This window comes from Paenibacillus sp. FSL L8-0663, assembly GCF_038008125.1.
Taxonomy (GTDB): domain Bacteria; phylum Bacillota; class Bacilli; order Paenibacillales; family Paenibacillaceae; genus Paenibacillus; species Paenibacillus polymyxa_D.
This window is the reverse complement of sequence record NZ_JBBOYM010000001.1, coordinates 2,317,671-2,334,442: the sequence shown is the minus strand read 5'-3', so window position 1 is coordinate 2,334,442 and position 16,772 is coordinate 2,317,671. Positions and strand designations below refer to the sequence as shown.

Genomic DNA, 16,772 nt, shown 5'->3' with positions numbered 1-16,772 from the left:
TCATTCAGGAACTAATTCATATACCGTGCCATATTTCTGGCCGTCCGTAAAAAACAGCCGCACATATTCATCTCCCCCCACTTCAACAGCGGGTAAAACATTCCGTCCCGCAACAAAAGGTGCTGTGAACGGATACAAGGTTCCATCGTCCCGATCTGCGGGATAGCCCCCACGCTTCTTCACGTAGCAAAGCGCCTCCTGCGGGACAGGAACTTCGGCTGTCACCTGAATTTGGACGGTTTTGCGGCTGCGAAACCAGCCTTTTTTATGGTGAACCGCATATCTGATTTTAGCCCTTCCGGTGCTCAACTCCAGTTGGTTGGCTCCGTCTTGCTGACGGATCACGTAAGTGTCTCCATCCTCCCGAACAGCCGGATACACGGTATACCGCACGCGTCCAATGCCTTCAATTCGGTCACGATAGCTGCCAGCAGCCTTATACTCCTCGCGTGTAAAAAGTTTTAGGCTTGAAAAAGGCGGTAAAACTTCACCTTTATTTTGCCCATTCACACCTGCATCGGCTGATTGTTTCGCAATATATACCACGGCTGCGCCCTCAGGCCACTGCCAGCGTAACACAACCCGGTTGTCATCAATTTTGTGGCTCAGCTCCGAAATAATAGGATCACCGGGCTGTGCTTCCCTATACTGCATAAGTTCCAGCCTCCCGTTCTAAAATCCACTGCTGCGTCGATTGAGCGTCGGGGCTTCCGCTGCCCCTCTCCGGCGTCCTGACGACTCACCCTGACTTCCTCCACCGGAAGATCGGCGAGTATTTTCCGCAATCGGCAGAACAAGCGAAAAGATAGCAATAAGGGCTGCCAGTACGAGCGCTGCCAACAAACGAATCATCAAGTCTCCTATAGGCGATCCAGATAATCCTTTTTCCAAAATAAAGCCAGCGAGCAAGCCTGCCGGGACTCCACCAATGGCGAAGTTCCGTGCAAGAAAACGGTTATCGAACATCAGCCCAAGAGCTAATCCCAATAGAGCGCCGATAATGACCAGAGCCGTTACACGATAAATGGCAAAATACAGACTGTCGGCATATTCACCTGTCCGCTCCGTTACTAGTGTGCGATCACCGATTTTGTTATATATTTTACCGAACGCCTGAGTAAGTCCTTGGGCATTGGCTACATTAGAATAAGTTCCACCTGTCAGGTTAGCAATATTTTGCAATAAGGCTATACCATCCGACTCTGCCAGTTTCAGCCCAATTGTATTGACCGGAATCTGGCGCGCGATATAAGGAGCCAATGCTGTCTGGGTATCCAACTCGCTAAAGCCATCAGAGAGCATAATAACGAGAGAACCTTTTTCCGCATTGCCTTGGGTTTCAATCTCCTTGATCGTCTCGTCCAAAGCAAGCCCGATCTCTGTACCGCCTGACATTATAGTTTGCATACTATCGATTTTAGAATATACCGCTTGCTTCTCTGCATCTGTGCCAATGGGAGTAAATGGCTGAACCAACTGCGCAGCAGATTCAAATGAAACAATGGCTACCCGCTTGTCTCCATCCATTTGGGCAATCAGACTCTTGGCAGCCGTTAGGCGTTCATTATCAGGATCTGTTTGTTGCATACTTCCGGAATTATCAATCACAAGTACGAGGTCCTGTACGCTCTTGCGCCCTTCAGGGTTAACCTGATAGCCCAACTCCAATAGCAGACCTGCCACGAACAACATCACCAACGTAGCAGGCACCAGTAACTTCCAGGATAACCCGGAGTAGCGCTGCCGCCATGAATGTCCATTTAACTGTGGCGAAATCAGTTCGCCAATCAGACAGCCTAGGCCAATGCACAGGGCCATGATGCCAAAATACAGCCCGATCACGACGATATGCGGCCAGTGCCCTATCAATTTGTGAAGAATAAGCTCTCCCAAGATGAAGCCTACTACAGCGCCCAGCAAGCCGAACAGTAATAGGAGAACGTTAAATTTACGCTGCTTCATAAGAATCGTTGCTTCCTTCCATCAATAAAGTAGGATGAATATGTGGCTACCGCAATTCCGGCAACCGGTCCACGTCGATTCCGTGAAACACGAAACCATTCGCAGTATATGTCTCATAATACGTTTTTCCGTTGCGGTAAACCATCAGATCCTCCAGATGGAAGCCGCCCATCAAATGCAGTTTTTCCACCCCGCTACTGCGACGCTCATGCACAAAACCCAGTTTGTAAATACGCGAAGTAATGTCCACATCCATCGCATAAGGAAGAAATTCGCCTTCGTAGTCACCAAAGAAGTACTTTTCTTCATACCGATGCTCATGGGTATAGTCGAGCAAACGTACGTTAATTCCGCCATGTTCCTCTAACGTTTGATACAGTTTTCTAAACAGCTCATCCTTCGGAACGACCAGCCGATTTTCATATGCAGCAGCTACATTCGCACGCCGCAATAATTCTTCTTCGAAGGTCTGATTAAACGGCTGTGAACTGAGAATCAAGGTACGACAGGTCTGCGTAAGTCGATCCACCAATGCGGACAGACCCCCGTCCAGCAATCCGGATACAGGCCCCATATGCCGGGTATCAAAGAATATAGATTTTCCCCGCTTGCTTTCCAGCTCACGCATGACATCCTCTGTCACACGCTCGTAATACTCGAACAGGTTTTGACCTGTGTAACTGTCGGCCTGCCGAATACTGTCCGTTGCAGCTTGATGCAGTTCACGCTCCAGGCTGGCAAGCTGTACTGTAATATGCTTCGCTTGTGCATGCCATTTCTCTAGTGCCAGTTCATAGCGGCGAAGTAACTCCAAATCCGCTTGAATCCGCAGCATGTGCAGCTTGTGCCCGTAAACTGTCTCGGTCAGGTAACGGATCAAGCTGCGCACATTATGCTTATCCATGAGTGGTAGTCGTTGAAAAGGCTGGTCCTCCACCCGCCCGTTATACAGGGTATCCAGTTCAGCGGCACTAATCTGCAAGTCATTGGACGTATCCCGAATCAGCCCCCGAACAGCCGTAAGCACATTCCCTGTTTTATTTTCATCCGTCCAGTCTGTCAGCTCGAAAAATCCGATTTCAGGATATTCCTTGGCAGCTGCATTCACAGCCAACTGCAGACCTGATTCCGCCTGAAAATCTCCCAACCGTTTGTGCACAATCCGTTCACAATTATCACGGAAAAAGGCTTCGCAGCCCTGACCAAACAAGGCTTCCTCCGCCTCACGTAATGTCATTCGCTTCAACGAGCCGTAGCTGGCTCCGCTGGTCATCAGTGCACTCATGTCCGTGATCGCTTCATTACCAGGAACTAGATCATTTCGCGTGCGACCGCGCTCAGCAGCATCTAAACCAAAATAATTCAGCTTATCGCGTATGTCCCACTCCTGCTCTGTTCTCATACGCTCTAACAGCTTCACATAAAAGTGATACAGCACCGTAAGTGCGATTGACTGGTTAGGGCGGTTGACTCGGGAAAATCCAGCCGACACATAACCCTGCCGCCCGGATTCCGTCATGATGTTGTTTTTAAACGATGTATTGTTGTATCCCCCATCCTGTGACCGATAGGAATCTCCTGCCTGATAACGGTTTTTAAGAAGCTGAATGTGGCAAATGATGTCACAGCTTTCTCGCAGACTATTTGGCACCGTTACGCCGCGTTCGTTCTTGTCGGACAGCACATAGACGAGATCGAACAACGGCGATGGAGCATGGGATACCGGAATGCTCAATTTGTCCTCGGTCATATGAAGCGGTGCCGTAAACGTATACTCCGGACTCTGGATATAGTCCAGCTCTCTCATGAAAGCAACGGACGTTGCACTACTGTAGCCAAATTGGGCAGTCTGATCGCTTTCATTCACCAACACATACAGATCCATTTGTACCGATTTAAAAGACTGTGCAAAAATATACTCCGCCAACAATGTAACTTCAGGGATTAATACGTTCATGGGGTCATCCGCTGTCGTCAAAATCGACAAATGGACACGCTCGAACGAAGAATACAACCGACCGTAATCTGCCAGATGTCCACTAGCCCGGCGCAACGCGGTGTTAAGCTCAATTAGCTGCGATTCATGTGTATAAAAAGCTTGGTGTAAGTCACGGCGTATCGTTTGGTGGCCACTTTCCTCCGGTACCGCTATCGTATGAATAATAGCATCCACCGAACGATCTACAGCCGCATGTTCCTCCTGCGAGCGGATCTGAATATACGTTACTCCCGTGCTGTTATCCCACTTGGTCCGGTTGATATCTGCAATGGTGTTCATCACCGGATTCATGCGATCACCGATAAAAAGAAACACGGACGGGAAATGGATGCTGCTGCGTCCATCCCCGCTTCCGATTAATTGGTCCTCTGCGGCTGCATAGTCAGCCGCATAACGTAACAGCTGCTCTCTCATACTTTACTTCAACTTTCTGCGGATGTCGTTTAATTTTCCAGCCATTTGAGCATAGAATGCATAAAGTTCCGCTCCGTTAGCCAGCTCCACCTTTTCATATTCCAATTGATTACGGGCCTCTGTATAAGTCGCAGCCAGTTCATCCAGCTTTGCCAGCAATGGTGTAATATCCTCAGATGAAGTCAATACAGCATCACGGCGATCCGCCTTGCGCATTAGAGCTGCAAATTTCTTTTCTTCCAAACCACGGAAGTTTGTAAACACTTCAAACTCCACATAATTGCGACTCTTCATGACGTTGGCAAACGGCTCCCAAGCCTCTTCCTCTTCGTCACGATCATAGACATACAAAGCGCCTTTTTTCGTAATCGTGTCCGTATAGAGAGCCTGAATGAACTGATCAAGCCATTTTTCTTCATCCTGATATTTACCCAGCAAAGCTTCCAGTTCAGCGGCTTTCGCTTCAATTTGTGTATATTTCACCAGTTCTTCACGAACCACCTGTGTTAACTCTGGTGAACGGATCAGGTTTTCCTTCGCCATCTCTTCATTGATGCTGCCAAAGATGTCCTTGCTTCCGGCCTGCTCCAGCCCTTCAGCCAGCAGACGTTTCAACTCAGACCATGCTCTTTTCACCTCACCCAAATTCGGCTTGGATTCATGCAAGCGCATATCGTAGCCTGCCAGCATCGCATTCAGATCTAGCGCATGTGAACGGATTACAGTGAAGCGGCTGCTCGTATTCTGATCGACATCCTTTTCTCGAATCACACCAAGTGACTTGGCACGGTCAAAATCATTACGAATGCGTGCATTATATGCTTGCACACGCGAATTGACGTAAGTTTCGCCCCATGACTTTTCAGGAATCGGCGACGGCAGATTAGTCCAGTTGTTCTGGCCTGTTTGCACCAGATGGCGGCCAATACCTTCGCGGTCAAGAATCGTTTTTTCATAGCTTTCTTCATACACTTTGAGCGGCGTATATACAAACAGAGGAACACCATTACGCGTATTGAGCCAGAAAATCCGGTTACGAACTTCACTTTCTTTAATAGTAAAGTGTGATTTTCCAATTGCATTATTTTGATAATTGCGAACGCCTTTTAGGATATTAGGCGACTGTACAGGTACCGAAACGAATCCCCAAGACGGGAAGTACAAGTTGCCAGAGCTATTGCTCAGATGGAACACAGGTACAGCTTCCTCATCCAGTTTGCTCGCAATGTAGCGCTCCACAAATTTTTCAATGGCTTCATCTTGCCCGTATTTCATGACGAGGAAATCCTCCATGGAACGGGTAATGAGATCACCGAACTTATCAGTCAAGAAATTGGAGATTGAGCTGATGATGTCCATATCCTGATCCTTCACCCATTGATCTGAATTTTCGAGCAATTCTTGGGCAAAATCACGAATCAAATCGTCACCGTTGCGGTTATCCAGCAGCTTGGTCACAACTTCAGAAATATCCGGTACACTTACCAGATTCCAATAGTACGTTTTGTTACCTTTGTGATCGGACTGTTCCTCGCCGTTAATCAGCAGATCACCATTCTTCTCGAATATTGCGCTCAATGCGTTCAAAATTTCAGTAAATACATTATAAATGCGGCTATTTTCCTTATTCAACAGGTCATACAGGTCTTCATAAAATTCAATGAGCTGCTCTGTACGTTCCACATCAGCACGCAGCCAATATTCATTAATTTTCGCTTCAATGTACGCATTTTTCTTTTTATCCTTGGATACAAACGCGCTCTTGGCATCGCCCAACTTTTCGTTCGCCTGCTCACGCGCCCATTCAATGTCCGTTGGAATACGGTGCAGTGATTCACGCAACGTCTCCACATATGAAAGCAGCATTTTCAGCAAGCTAAATCCTTTTTCAGTATAAATCATGCGGGATACATAAAACGGTCCTTGCTCAGGATGCAGAAACATACGGCGAATTTGATCCGTAAACTGTCCTGTAATTTCACCAGGAAGCTGCTTCTTCGCTTTGATATACTCTTCGCGAGCACGCGTCAGGAACGTTTGCTCCAGCTCGGTGTCCATATTGACAACTTGCATTTTAACGACATTGCTATAACTTAACCGTTCACTGTTTTCAAAGCCCGGAAGCGGCTCAGGTACACGGGATTCAAAGTTTTTGATCATGCTATCCAGATCCACGCCCAGCTTGCGGGCAAACTTCTCTACATCCTCTTGATTTGGCGATTGCTCGAACATTTTGGACATTTTGCCAAACATTCGATAAGCCAGATACGTCGTCATTTCCTCCATTGGCAGCACCGCCGAGGAAGCCCCGATAATATTGTAATCGTAGTTTGCTGGATACGCCTTATTCATTTGTGCGATGTTGGTACGGATATTGCTGATATAGTCATGAATGGCAAATTCTTCGCCGGATTGTTTTTCCTCACTCGCCATAAAGTTGGTGATGTTTTCGGCGGTGACATTCATGCAGTAATCATAAGCATTTTCCAACAGCTTGCCTTCCGTATTCGTGGCCGAAATGAGATGGCACAGATTAAACGGCGGAAGCGGCGAGTTCACGGTCAAAATATTTCCGTACTGCTGCTTAAAGCGTTCACCACGGCTGTCTACATTCATCCAGTAGTCCAGCTCTTTCAGTGCAGCATAGCCGTTCTTTTTAATATATTCACGTGTATGCTCACTCAGGCTTTTGTTCGCCAAATTGATATCCGGTGTAAACAGATACCCTAATGTATTTACACGGTCTACACCTGCAGAGCCATAATCGCGCTCAATAATTCCTCGGACGATATATGAGATATCGAGGAAAGTACCGCTTCCTGTACCGCCGGACAAACCAGACAGCAGGAACACCATAAGCTTCTTATTGGTGCCCTCAGACAAGGTTTTGATTTTTTTGTCAATGCTTTGAACGACCTGATTAATTTTGGTGAACAGCAGTAATCGTCCTGCCTGACGTACCCCTGCCGCCCCGTTCATACCATCGGTAATGCTCAGCTCTGGAGACAGCCAATCGGTAATGTACGGCTCTAGAATGCTACGGTTTTGCAGCAATCCGCCGATTTCCGCATTGGACAGCAATACAAACTCATTGATGGGGTCCAAACCAATCCCCTTGTATTTTTTGTTGCGGTCTTGTTCATTCGTTTCAAAAGCGAGAAATTCCACATTGTCCGGTTTATCGCTCTTTTTCTTGGAGATCGGATCTGCTGGAAGCTTGAATCTGCGGTTAATTTGATATTTCAAGCGGAGAAGGGCATCAATTCCCGTACCTCCGAGTCCGATAATTAAAATAGGATTATCAATAGTATCCACTCTGATCTTATCGCTTACGATCCCCCCGCCGAGTGATACGTCTAATTGTTGGATATGCTCTCTAACTACTGGTTTCATAGATATGACCTCCTAAGGGTTCGTTTAGCTGTTTACTGAAATAAATTCCAGCAAAATGGTTTTGTCCACACTGGCTAACGGGATGGTCAGACGATCACCGTTTTTGAGTTCAAGACCGTTGCCTGTGTCTACAGCCCGCCCGGATTTTTCAATCGTAATCTCGGAGGTACTGCGCACAATGATACGATCCTGATTGGCTGGTGTGAACACAACCTTGTCGGTTCCAGCAAATTCCGGTGCCAGTTGCAGCAACTGGTGCAGATTAAATTTGCCCCGGAAGGTGTTCAGCTTCTTGTACTGCGGATACGTTTTTTCGCCAGTGTTCTCATCCCGGATTTCCAGTACGATTTGACCGACAAAACCACGGTTGGCCTTTTTCATAGCCTTCCAGATGAAATATGCGGCAACCAGCAGAACGAGCAGTCCCAGCCCTAAAAGAATGAGTGGCATTAGCTTGGACTTTTCAGCAGGTGTTGTTGGCTGAGTCGTGCCCGTATTTGTACCGCTCGTCGCCCCTGCTTTAGCACTAATGGTTACAGGCTGTGTTTCACGGTAGAAGCTCTTCTCCTCTGCTCTAACGGTTAGTTCGTAGTCATGCTCATCTGGAATCGTATAGGAACCGGTAAAAGAATCCCCTGCGTTGGTTAACGGCACCTCATTCGTTGTACCGGAATCCAGATCCTTGACCTTCAGAACAGCATTCATATTCGCATACAATTCCTGATCCTGAAGATGCTGGCTATTGCTCGTCAGGTAAGAACGAATTTGAACTGCATCGCCTTTTTTGTATGATTTGGCGGGCGGTGCGTCCATTTTCAGCTCCAGATCATAGTTAAATACCAGATTAATATCAATCTGATCCTGCTGGACTCCCTTGACTTGGAGCTTCCAGTCACCAGCCGCAGGCTTGAGCAGTTTAATCAGTGAGTAGCTTTTGGACTTGGACAGCAGCACATCGCTCGAAGGAATCGGCTTGCTGTTGCCCGACGGGTCTATCAGTCTCGCATCCACCGGTTTCGAGGACATGATCGAAATGTTAGCCTCCAGCACACTATCGTTCGGTACGGTTACCGTTACGTCCTGATAGTCGCCGTTTGCCGTAATGGACTGCAAAGGCACCACTTTCAACTTCAAATTGCTGGCGAAAATTTCACTCAGAATGTTCGGCAGGTCATCCGCTGAGCTTGTAATAAAGGACTTGCCGCCCGTTTGCTGCGCTATGTCGGCGAGCTTGTTTTTATTCAGCTTCCCATCTGCATTCAAGCCGATGGTGTAGATCGGAACGCCGCTATTTTTAGCCTCGGCTACAGCCTGTGCCATATCCTGATCGGATTGGCTTTCGGTTCTACCTGTCGTCTTATTAAAATCGTTGTTACCGTCGGCCAGCATGACGATCATAGGCGCATGTCCAGCTGTTTTACCATCTTGCAAAATGCGGATTGCTTCCTTGACACCCACGGAGGTGTCAGTATACGCCCCCCGGTTCAGTCCGTCAATAAACGTCTTCAGTTCCTGCTTATCCGCTTCGGATGTAATATTAAGCAAGGCTTTCTCACGCTGTACGACATCCGTATACGCTACAATCCCGACCTTGTCATTTTGCGTCGACAGCATATCAATGAACATTTTCATAGCTTCATTGCCAATTTTCCCAGGATCACTGGTGTTCATTGAATTACTTACATCGACGACCAGCACCGCATCCACCTTAGAAGCAGAGGGTGAAGCGGCATTCGCCATCTGTGGCTGCCATGCCAAAATCGAGGTCATGATCATTGTACATATGATTCCGATGACCAAAAACCATTTTCTGTCTCTACTAAACATCGCTTGTACCCCTTTGCCGGTTAATTCTCATTCTAAATTACAGTTGTACTCCCCTACTATTAAATTATAATGAGTTTTACATGAGCGCCAGCTGAAAATACTGCCCGAATGGTCTGAATCCAACCCAAAAGCCTGTTATACCGCGAGATTTTACCAATATCCTGCAGTAATGATATAATTATACCCCAACAAGGGCAATCGGGCACCAGCCTTCTCCTTTATACGACAAAAATAACAATAGCGAAACCCGCCCATGTAAAATATTGAAGTAAAAATCCAAGTAGAAAGAGGAAATACACTATGATCTCATACGGATGTCTGGCGATTATGTTTCTTTTTGTCGCCATCAAATCACTAATTTACTATATACATAAAAAACGCGCCCCGTCGATTACACAAATCGACACCGAGCTTCTAGCGCTGCTGAACCGGAGAAGTGAGCACAATGAATAGTTCCAAACAAGCTGTACAATTTCGCCCATTTACCCGCACAGAGTACGCCTTCCAAAAGCTAAGAGTCTGTAAGCGTTGTGGACAATTTACCGCCCTTTGGGAAGAAGAGTGCACATCATGTGGTCGGGATACACTAGTCCCTGTAGAGCAATATGCCAGACTCAGAGCCAAACGTTATTTTCGTAAAGACCTTGCCGTTAGTGTCATATTGCTGGCTGCTACTGTCTTTTTCGGCCACTCGCCGCAACAAATGCTTCTGTGCGGTATCGTCGGTGCGCTTCTTCTGCTGCCCTTGGTGCTTCTACAGCAGGGTATTTATCCTTATGAACAGCGTAGGCAGCTTATACGTCTGTTCAGAGGCCGTATAGGGCAGATCCAGGAAGGACTAAACGTTAATCATAAAAACGCAGTTGCCCTGCGGCAGCTTAGTGAGCGTGTCTCCTATGAAATGCTACGTGAGATGGCTGTACTCCTTCACAATGATCGGATAAGGCTCCAGCAGGTCGCTCTGCTGCAATCTTTTGTTCTCCGCAAAGACATGGAATTAACGCTCGATCCTCTCCTGATCAAGAGCTTTGAGCCGCTTATGGTCAGATATATCGGAGAGATTGCCAGACTCAATCGTGAGCTGATCAAGGACCGGACATTCCGATACGTAATCTTTTATGAGCGCCGTATTCTGGAATTAGCAGGGGGCGAAGATATTCTCGTCCGCGTAGCCAGTGCAGCTGTCCGTAAAAAGCGCTACGTAGTCACCCATTCTGCTTTCATTTCCAGATATGTACGCAAACTGCCAAAGGAACGAGTCCAGCGTTTATATCATATCATTCAAGAGAATCCGTTAGAACCCTTTGGAGATTTGGCCGATGAAGTAAAGATTATGTACCTGATGGAGCAATATAAAAGCTAAGCTGCCATAATGCCCTTCTTTATATGACGTCATCCCGATCACAAATCACTGCAATGAACCAGCAAAAAACCGTCAGGATCGCCAATGTGCCTCCAGACGGTTTTTTAAATTATGGATTATTATAACATTGTTACTTTTTTATTGGCTATTGGCCTTGCAGTTTTTGCTGCGTATGTCTAATGGAAGTAAAGTTAAAAGCACGCACTCCCTGGCTATCATACACAATAATCTCTTTATTCAAATACGGGTGTAGACCATTAAAGTATCCGGGCATAATCAGTCTGCGCATAAATAGGTTTTTACCCAGCATACGGGGAGAATTGGTCGCTACGACAAGCATTTGCTGAGTTGCAGACCATGGACTAGGTTGAATATATGACAGACAATACTCGCCTGCCGTAAAATCGCCGCCCAATGTATAACCTTCCTCCGTACATGTAATTTGCAGATCGGCTTGATGCTTGTGAAGCAGCTCATGTCTGGACAAGCCCGAAGTGACACAAATCACGTTGCTATCAGCCAGTGCTTCCTCCGTAATATCAGTGGAAGACACCACCGGATAATGAACACCGATATACGGATTCCAAGTCGCTGTTCGTGGGCTAGCCAAGGCGTTCGCCGTCCGTCTCACCGCCTGCTCTTCCTCCGGTGTAGCGTAGCTGGACGGAAGGACAATGTGAAGACGATCCATATAAACGTCAAGCACACCCATACCATGGCTCAAAACGTTTCTTCCCACGCTTTTCGAATCCACAATTTTCTTTTTGGCATCCGATTCTTTTGTAAAGCATCCACTGCTTTCTTCCTCCCGTTCAGCAATCAAACGGTATTCAGGGGAGGGACGTTTATGTGACTGTGTCTTAACAAAGCGAAAGCGACTGTATTCCCGCAAATCCAACACGAAAATACGGGCTCCGATACGAACTTGAGCCAACTCCAAGGGCATGACCTCTTGAGAAAGATGAATGATAAATTCTTCGGCGTGAACTGCCTCGATATCCACCTCACCTGTGGCACTCATTTCACCGTACAACTCGGCATATTCCTCATTTACATCCATTCGCGTCAGTTCCAGCCAGTAAGCCCGGTTATGTCTGCCCCGTTCCGTCCGGTAGGCAATACGCTGAGGTACGACATCTCTTTTCCATTGCATAAGCCAGCCCAGTACACCGTCCAGAAGTCTCAGCTCATGCGTGTCCCAGTGATTAGAATGACGTTCTACGACACCTTTAAAATGATCAGATGGAAGCGCTGTCACAGGGGCTGTAAATGCTTGTGCAAATAAGTAATCCTGATCTCCGCATACATTCAATATTGGCATATTCAACAAATTTATCAGATGCTTAGGATGTGGCGCTCCAGAGATAACCGCAATAGCCGCAAAACGAGAAGGATAAGCCTGTGCCATCGCCCAAGCAGCGTATGCTCCGTTCGAATAACCCGTCAAATAGACCCGATCTTCGTCCACTCGATACGCTTGCAGTATGACATCCAGCCCCTCCAAAAAAGCAGCTTCTCCAATATAACTGCCCAACGTTACACCACGGCACGAAAAAGTAACGAATATAGCTTCCTCTTCCCAGCCTCGCCCAAAACCTCGATTCTGAAAATCCGGCAAACCCAGCTCATATCGCTTGCCTGGCATCAGAACGATCAGAGGATACTGTCGGTCAGCCGAATAGCTTCTAGGAAGCTGAATGGTATAGCGTTGCAAACTATTGTCCAAACGGGAGACAAAAAATCCTTCCCCAATTCCGTCATTACACAAAAAGATGTGTTCTTCTTGAAGTAAGGATGGGCAATGTGACTGCTCGGTATGTCCATTTGTGAAGATCTGTTTTAATAGCTTGATATATTCACGCACAATCCGGTAATCCCAGATTTCAAAAGGATCTTCCGGCAAATCCGTTAACCTTTTTAATTCTTCAAGCAGGCCCTCTATTTGTATTTTCTGCGCAGAATGAAGAATATCTATAGCGCGGGCTTGAATGTATCGGTCATACTCTTTCTGCAAGCCCTCCACGACGACTGACAAAGGCCGCACAAGTACCGAATACACAAAATGATGCTCCACAGCCTCATGATCCTGATATGTAACAGTGAAGTGCAGCATTCCCGTATTCCTGGCCTTTTCCTCATCCCAGTCATAGCTTTGCTCCTGCTCCCAATGTGCTGGAAAGCAATCCAGCTTCATGCCCTCATCATCCGTTACCTCGACCCATAACGTTTGATCTAAGGGAAGATCTATCCGATCCTTACGCAGTAAATAAAATAAGATCGGGCTGTCTTCGCCCTCCCTGCCAGCACTTTCTTCAACCTCTAGCCATGCCATATGAAAACGTATATTACGCTCTACAAATTCTCGATGCAGTTCTGTCACATCTGATTCGTCGCATACCTGATTTCCACTGATACGAATAGAGCGGGCCTCCTCGGGAATAAACGCAGCAATGATAACTACCGTGTGATCGCCTTCCTCCAGATACAAGCGAAAAGGACCGGATTCCGCATATACCAGTGTGCCATCTATCCATATTTGTCCCGTTCCTTCAAAGGGTCTGAAAATCACTTCCTGTGCAGCCATACAACGAAGATTTGAAACCAGCAAAAGCCTTTCTTGTTCGGCCAAAGGCGGAAAAACACCTAGATTCAGTTCCGCAGTCCGAGGGTCCAGCTCGGTCAATAATCGGCACGCTGCTTTTCCTCCGGCTGAAAGCTCTACTCCTTCTTCACCACAAGCCTTTTCCAAATTCCAATCCTCATGGGCAAAATAACTTGACCATTCCCTCCCCACACCGCAATTTTCCGGAAGCTCGACTGGACCGACTGCATAAGCAGACGCCAGACGTACCGGATGATCCGACAGCACAGTAGTTGCTTTTTCCAGATGTGTGAACCTCATAACATTCCCCCTCCAGGTTTTTGTTTCCTCAGAGACGTAGTCGCGGTTATATTCCGTTTAACATTCAATTGAACTATATAAAACTATTCGTTATTACCTCTACGTACTCCTCTGTGCTTTTCAAAAAAGAAGCTATTCTCACAACAAAAAAAGAGGCAGCTTCTGCCACCTCTCTTGATCATTACACTTATTTTCTTACAATGCTGCCTGCAAGTCTTCGATCAAATCTTCCAGATCTTCAATCCCAACCGAAATCCGCACCAAACCTTCGGTAATGCCTAGCTCTGCACGACGTTCTACCGGAATAGAGGCGTGCGTCATACGTGCCGGAACGCTAATCAGACTTTCAACCGCTCCCAAGCTTTCAGCCAGTGTAAAATATTTCACCTTTTTCAGAAGTGCAACCGCGTTAGCGTCACTACCTACATCAAAGGAAATGATGCCGCCAAATCCTTCAGCCTGGGTTTTGGACAGTTCATGTTGTGCATGGCTTTCCAGTCCAGGGTAGTACACTTTGCTAACCTTCGGATGTTTTTCCAAAAAGGCTGCAATTTCCTTCGCATTTTGCTCAATCGCTTCCATACGCAGACCCAATGTTTTAATACCGCGGATCAATAACCAAGAATCCTGCGGGCCGAGAATAGCACCAATGGCGTTTTGCAGAAAATGGAGTTGTTCTCCCAGCTCGTCGCTGTTCACAACAGCCAGACCAGCTACAACATCGCTGTGGCCGCCCAAATATTTGGTAGCAGAGTGAATGACAATATCAGCCCCGAGTGTAATTGGCGTCTGCCAATAAGGGGTAGCAAATGTGTTGTCGACGATCAGTAAAAGATCATGTTTTTTTACAAGCTCCGAAACAGCGCGGATATCAGTAACCTTCAAAAGCGGGTTCGTTGGCGTTTCGACATACAATGCCTTCGTATTCGGACGAATTGCTTTGGAGATGGCTTCCAGGTCAGTCGTATCCACAAATGTGGACTCAATTCCGATACGGCTGAGCACTTTGCTTACAATGCGATAGGTGCCTCCGTATACATCATCGGTCAGCAAAATATGATCCCCTGCATTAAACAGTGAAAATACCGCATGAATTGCAGCCATACCCGAACCGAAAGCAAAACCACGCTTTCCTTCCTCCAGATCCTTGATCAGCTCCTCCAAAGCAAACCGGGTCGGATTGCCTGTACGCGAATACTCGTATCCCTTATGGACGCCAATTTCCTCTTGCTCATAAGTGCTTACCTGATAAATAGGAACGTTAACCGCGCCTGTATGGGGATCGGTAGGAAGCCCGCCGTGAATCAGTTTTGTTTTGCGTTTCATTTTATATCCCGCCTTCATATATTTTTTTACTCAGATAACGTTCGCTGCTATCCGGGAAAATGGTAACAATATGTGCACCATCCGGTGCATTTTCTGCTTCCAGTAAAGCGGCATGTAAAGCAGACCCTGAAGAACTGCCAACGAGAAGACCCTCACGTGCAGCCAGTTCCTTGACACGGCCAAAAGCATCGACATCACTAATGGTGTGGATGGCATTAAAATATCCTTTATCCACAAATTCAGGAATTAATTCCATGCCAATTCCTTCCGTTTTATGTGGACCTGACTCGCCGCCATTCAAAATGGATCCTTCCGGCTCCACGATGACTGTTTTAAGGGCTGCATTTTGTTCCTTAAGATAACGCGAGGTTCCCATAAACGTTCCCCCCGAGCCTGCACCTGCCACAAATACGTCCACTTTGCCGTCCAGATCGTTCCATATTTCAGGTCCCATTGTCGTATAGTATGCCTCGGGATTATCCGGATTACTGAATTGCCGCGGCAAGTATGCATCTTTTATTTCAGCAGCCAATTCTTTTGTTTTTTCGATAGCTCCTTTCATCCCCTTACTCGTCGGGGTATGAACGATGCGTGCTCCCAATGCCTTCATCAGGTCCTGTTTCTCTTGGCTGAACTTCTCAGGCACAGCAAAAATAACCGAGATATTATAATGAAGTGCTGCCATCGCAAGACCAATACCTGCGTTGCCTGCTGTTGCTTCAATTAATGTCCCACCTGGCTTCAGCTGACCTGTTTTTAATGCTTTTTCAATAAGAGCCTTACCCACCCGATCCTTTACGCTGCCGCCGGGATTCATAAACTCCAGCTTCGCAAACAGGCGAATTCCTCTCGGTAGAGAATAGCTGTTCAGCTCCACTAATGGCGTACGTCCGATGAGTTCAAGGGTATTTTGATATACATTCATAATTTCAAGCTCCTTTTAATGGCGAATCCAAAATAAACCAATGGTCAAAAATTAACGCCTACTGTCGGAGAAGTTCGCTATCATCTCCAAGAAAACATAGTAATGCGGTAAGTATTGATGCAATAAGATTTTATGTGTATTTGAAGCTTTTGTCAAATGGACCAGTCACAATACCCACACCCCCTGCCTGCTTGCTCGATAGGATAGAGAAGATGTCACAAAATATTTCCCGTGCAACATAAGGAGGAGTTCATATATGGGAAAGCAATTTCTAAAGATAGCTGCCGTATATTTTGCCCTCAGTGTGCTGCTTAGTGCCATTATTGGCGTGTCGGGTGATTACAGTCTGTCCAATATTCAGTCTAATATCTATTTATTAGGTTGGACAACGCTTGGAATCATAGGTCTGATCTATGTGGCCTTTCCCGCACTTTCAGTTACTATTCTGGCACATATCCATTTTTGGATGCATAATATCGGTCTGCCCGTGTTGATATTGGCGCTTATAGGTCAAAATTACAAGGTTCCAGAGACTGAAGTTTGGATCGTCATAGGGTGGGTGTTACTCGCAGGGGGGATTATGCTGTTTATGGTGAATGTGTGGGACAGACTGCGCTAGAGCAGATAAGTTCTCTTCATTTGACCATAAAAAAAGGAGCCT

The 16,772-nt window shown here is 46.7% G+C and carries 11 protein-coding genes; 3 read left to right on the top strand and 8 right to left on the bottom strand.

Annotation, left to right across the window (positions count from 1 at the left end):
- Genes MKY75_RS10735 through MKY75_RS10715 form a run of 5 tightly spaced genes read right to left on the bottom strand, consistent with a single transcriptional unit; the run spans position 1 to position 9,595 of the window.
- On the bottom strand, positions 1–654 hold the full coding sequence (locus tag MKY75_RS10735; RefSeq protein WP_069010195.1) for a beta-mannanase: 654 nt from the start codon (positions 652–654) through the stop codon (positions 1–3).
- Positions 655–672: 18 nt separating this feature from the next.
- On the bottom strand, positions 673–1,962 hold the full coding sequence (locus tag MKY75_RS10730; RefSeq protein WP_340885222.1) for a vWA domain-containing protein: 1,290 nt from the start codon (positions 1,960–1,962) through the stop codon (positions 673–675).
- 46 nt (positions 1,963–2,008) lie between these two features.
- Positions 2,009–4,375: a transcription initiation factor TFIID gene (locus MKY75_RS10725; protein ID WP_340885219.1), complete on the bottom strand. Its 2,367-nt coding sequence runs from the start codon at positions 4,373–4,375 to the stop codon at positions 2,009–2,011.
- Positions 4,376–4,378: 3 nt separating this feature from the next.
- The gene (locus MKY75_RS10720) at positions 4,379–7,768 is read right to left on the bottom strand and encodes a tubulin-like doman-containing protein (RefSeq protein WP_322252067.1); all 3,390 of its coding nucleotides are present in this window, start codon (positions 7,766–7,768) and stop codon (positions 4,379–4,381) included.
- A 24-nt stretch (positions 7,769–7,792) separates the two neighbouring features.
- Entirely contained in the window at positions 7,793–9,595 is a 1,803-nt protein-coding gene (locus MKY75_RS10715) for a vWA domain-containing protein (RefSeq protein WP_029519145.1), read from the bottom strand.
- A 300-nt stretch (positions 9,596–9,895) separates the two neighbouring features.
- Here MKY75_RS10715 and MKY75_RS10710 point away from each other — a divergent pair, with 300 nt between their 5' ends.
- Positions 9,896–10,048 carry a hypothetical protein gene (locus tag MKY75_RS10710; RefSeq protein WP_165147246.1) on the top strand — a complete coding sequence of 51 codons (153 nt, stop codon included), beginning with the start codon at positions 9,896–9,898 and terminating at the stop codon, positions 10,046–10,048.
- Positions 10,041–10,958 (top strand): hypothetical protein, encoded by a 918-nt coding sequence (locus MKY75_RS10705; RefSeq protein WP_340885217.1) that lies wholly within the window; start codon positions 10,041–10,043, stop codon positions 10,956–10,958. The genes MKY75_RS10710 and MKY75_RS10705 overlap by 8 nt, the downstream gene beginning before the upstream one ends.
- Before the next feature lie 145 nt (positions 10,959–11,103).
- Here MKY75_RS10705 and MKY75_RS10700 read toward each other — a convergent pair whose 3' ends face one another.
- The 3 genes from MKY75_RS10700 to MKY75_RS10690 all read right to left on the bottom strand — a co-directional run bounded on the left by MKY75_RS10700 (position 11,104) and on the right by MKY75_RS10690 (position 16,111).
- Positions 11,104–13,860, bottom strand: coding sequence for a PHB depolymerase family esterase (locus MKY75_RS10700; protein WP_340885214.1), 2,757 nt, complete (start codon positions 13,858–13,860; stop codon positions 11,104–11,106).
- Between the two features lie 195 nt (positions 13,861–14,055).
- Positions 14,056–15,186 carry a bifunctional cystathionine gamma-lyase/homocysteine desulfhydrase gene (locus MKY75_RS10695; RefSeq protein ID WP_069291805.1) on the bottom strand — a complete coding sequence of 377 codons (1,131 nt, stop codon included), beginning with the start codon at positions 15,184–15,186 and terminating at the stop codon, positions 14,056–14,058.
- 1 nt (position 15,187) lies between these two features.
- Positions 15,188–16,111 carry a PLP-dependent cysteine synthase family protein gene (locus tag MKY75_RS10690; RefSeq protein WP_029519141.1) on the bottom strand — a complete coding sequence of 308 codons (924 nt, stop codon included), beginning with the start codon at positions 16,109–16,111 and terminating at the stop codon, positions 15,188–15,190.
- Between the two features lie 256 nt (positions 16,112–16,367).
- Between MKY75_RS10690 and MKY75_RS10685 the strand changes: the two genes are divergently transcribed.
- Positions 16,368–16,730, top strand: a complete 363-nt coding sequence (locus MKY75_RS10685) for a hypothetical protein (RefSeq protein ID WP_069010202.1) — start codon at positions 16,368–16,370, stop codon at positions 16,728–16,730.
- Positions 16,731–16,772: the final 42 nt, after the last annotated feature.

Excerpts from the sequence above, each read along its gene's own strand:
- MKY75_RS10735 (WP_069010195.1), bottom strand. The coding sequence starts at position 654 with ATGCAGTATAGGGAAGCACAGCCCGGTGATCCTATTATTTCGGAGCTG.
- MKY75_RS10730 (WP_340885222.1), bottom strand. The coding sequence starts at position 1,962 with ATGAAGCAGCGTAAATTTAACGTTCTCCTATTACTGTTCGGCTTGCTG.
- MKY75_RS10725 (WP_340885219.1), bottom strand. The coding sequence starts at position 4,375 with ATGAGAGAGCAGCTGTTACGTTATGCGGCTGACTATGCAGCCGCAGAG.
- MKY75_RS10720 (WP_322252067.1), bottom strand. The coding sequence starts at position 7,768 with ATGAAACCAGTAGTTAGAGAGCATATCCAACAATTAGACGTATCACTC.
- MKY75_RS10715 (WP_029519145.1), bottom strand. The coding sequence starts at position 9,595 with ATGTTTAGTAGAGACAGAAAATGGTTTTTGGTCATCGGAATCATATGT.
- MKY75_RS10710 (WP_165147246.1), top strand. The coding sequence starts at position 9,896 with ATGATCTCATACGGATGTCTGGCGATTATGTTTCTTTTTGTCGCCATC.
- MKY75_RS10705 (WP_340885217.1), top strand. The coding sequence starts at position 10,041 with ATGAATAGTTCCAAACAAGCTGTACAATTTCGCCCATTTACCCGCACA.
- MKY75_RS10700 (WP_340885214.1), bottom strand. The coding sequence starts at position 13,860 with ATGAGGTTCACACATCTGGAAAAAGCAACTACTGTGCTGTCGGATCAT.
- MKY75_RS10695 (WP_069291805.1), bottom strand. The coding sequence starts at position 15,186 with ATGAAACGCAAAACAAAACTGATTCACGGCGGGCTTCCTACCGATCCC.
- MKY75_RS10690 (WP_029519141.1), bottom strand. The coding sequence starts at position 16,111 with ATGAATGTATATCAAAATACCCTTGAACTCATCGGACGTACGCCATTA.
- MKY75_RS10685 (WP_069010202.1), top strand. The coding sequence starts at position 16,368 with ATGGGAAAGCAATTTCTAAAGATAGCTGCCGTATATTTTGCCCTCAGT.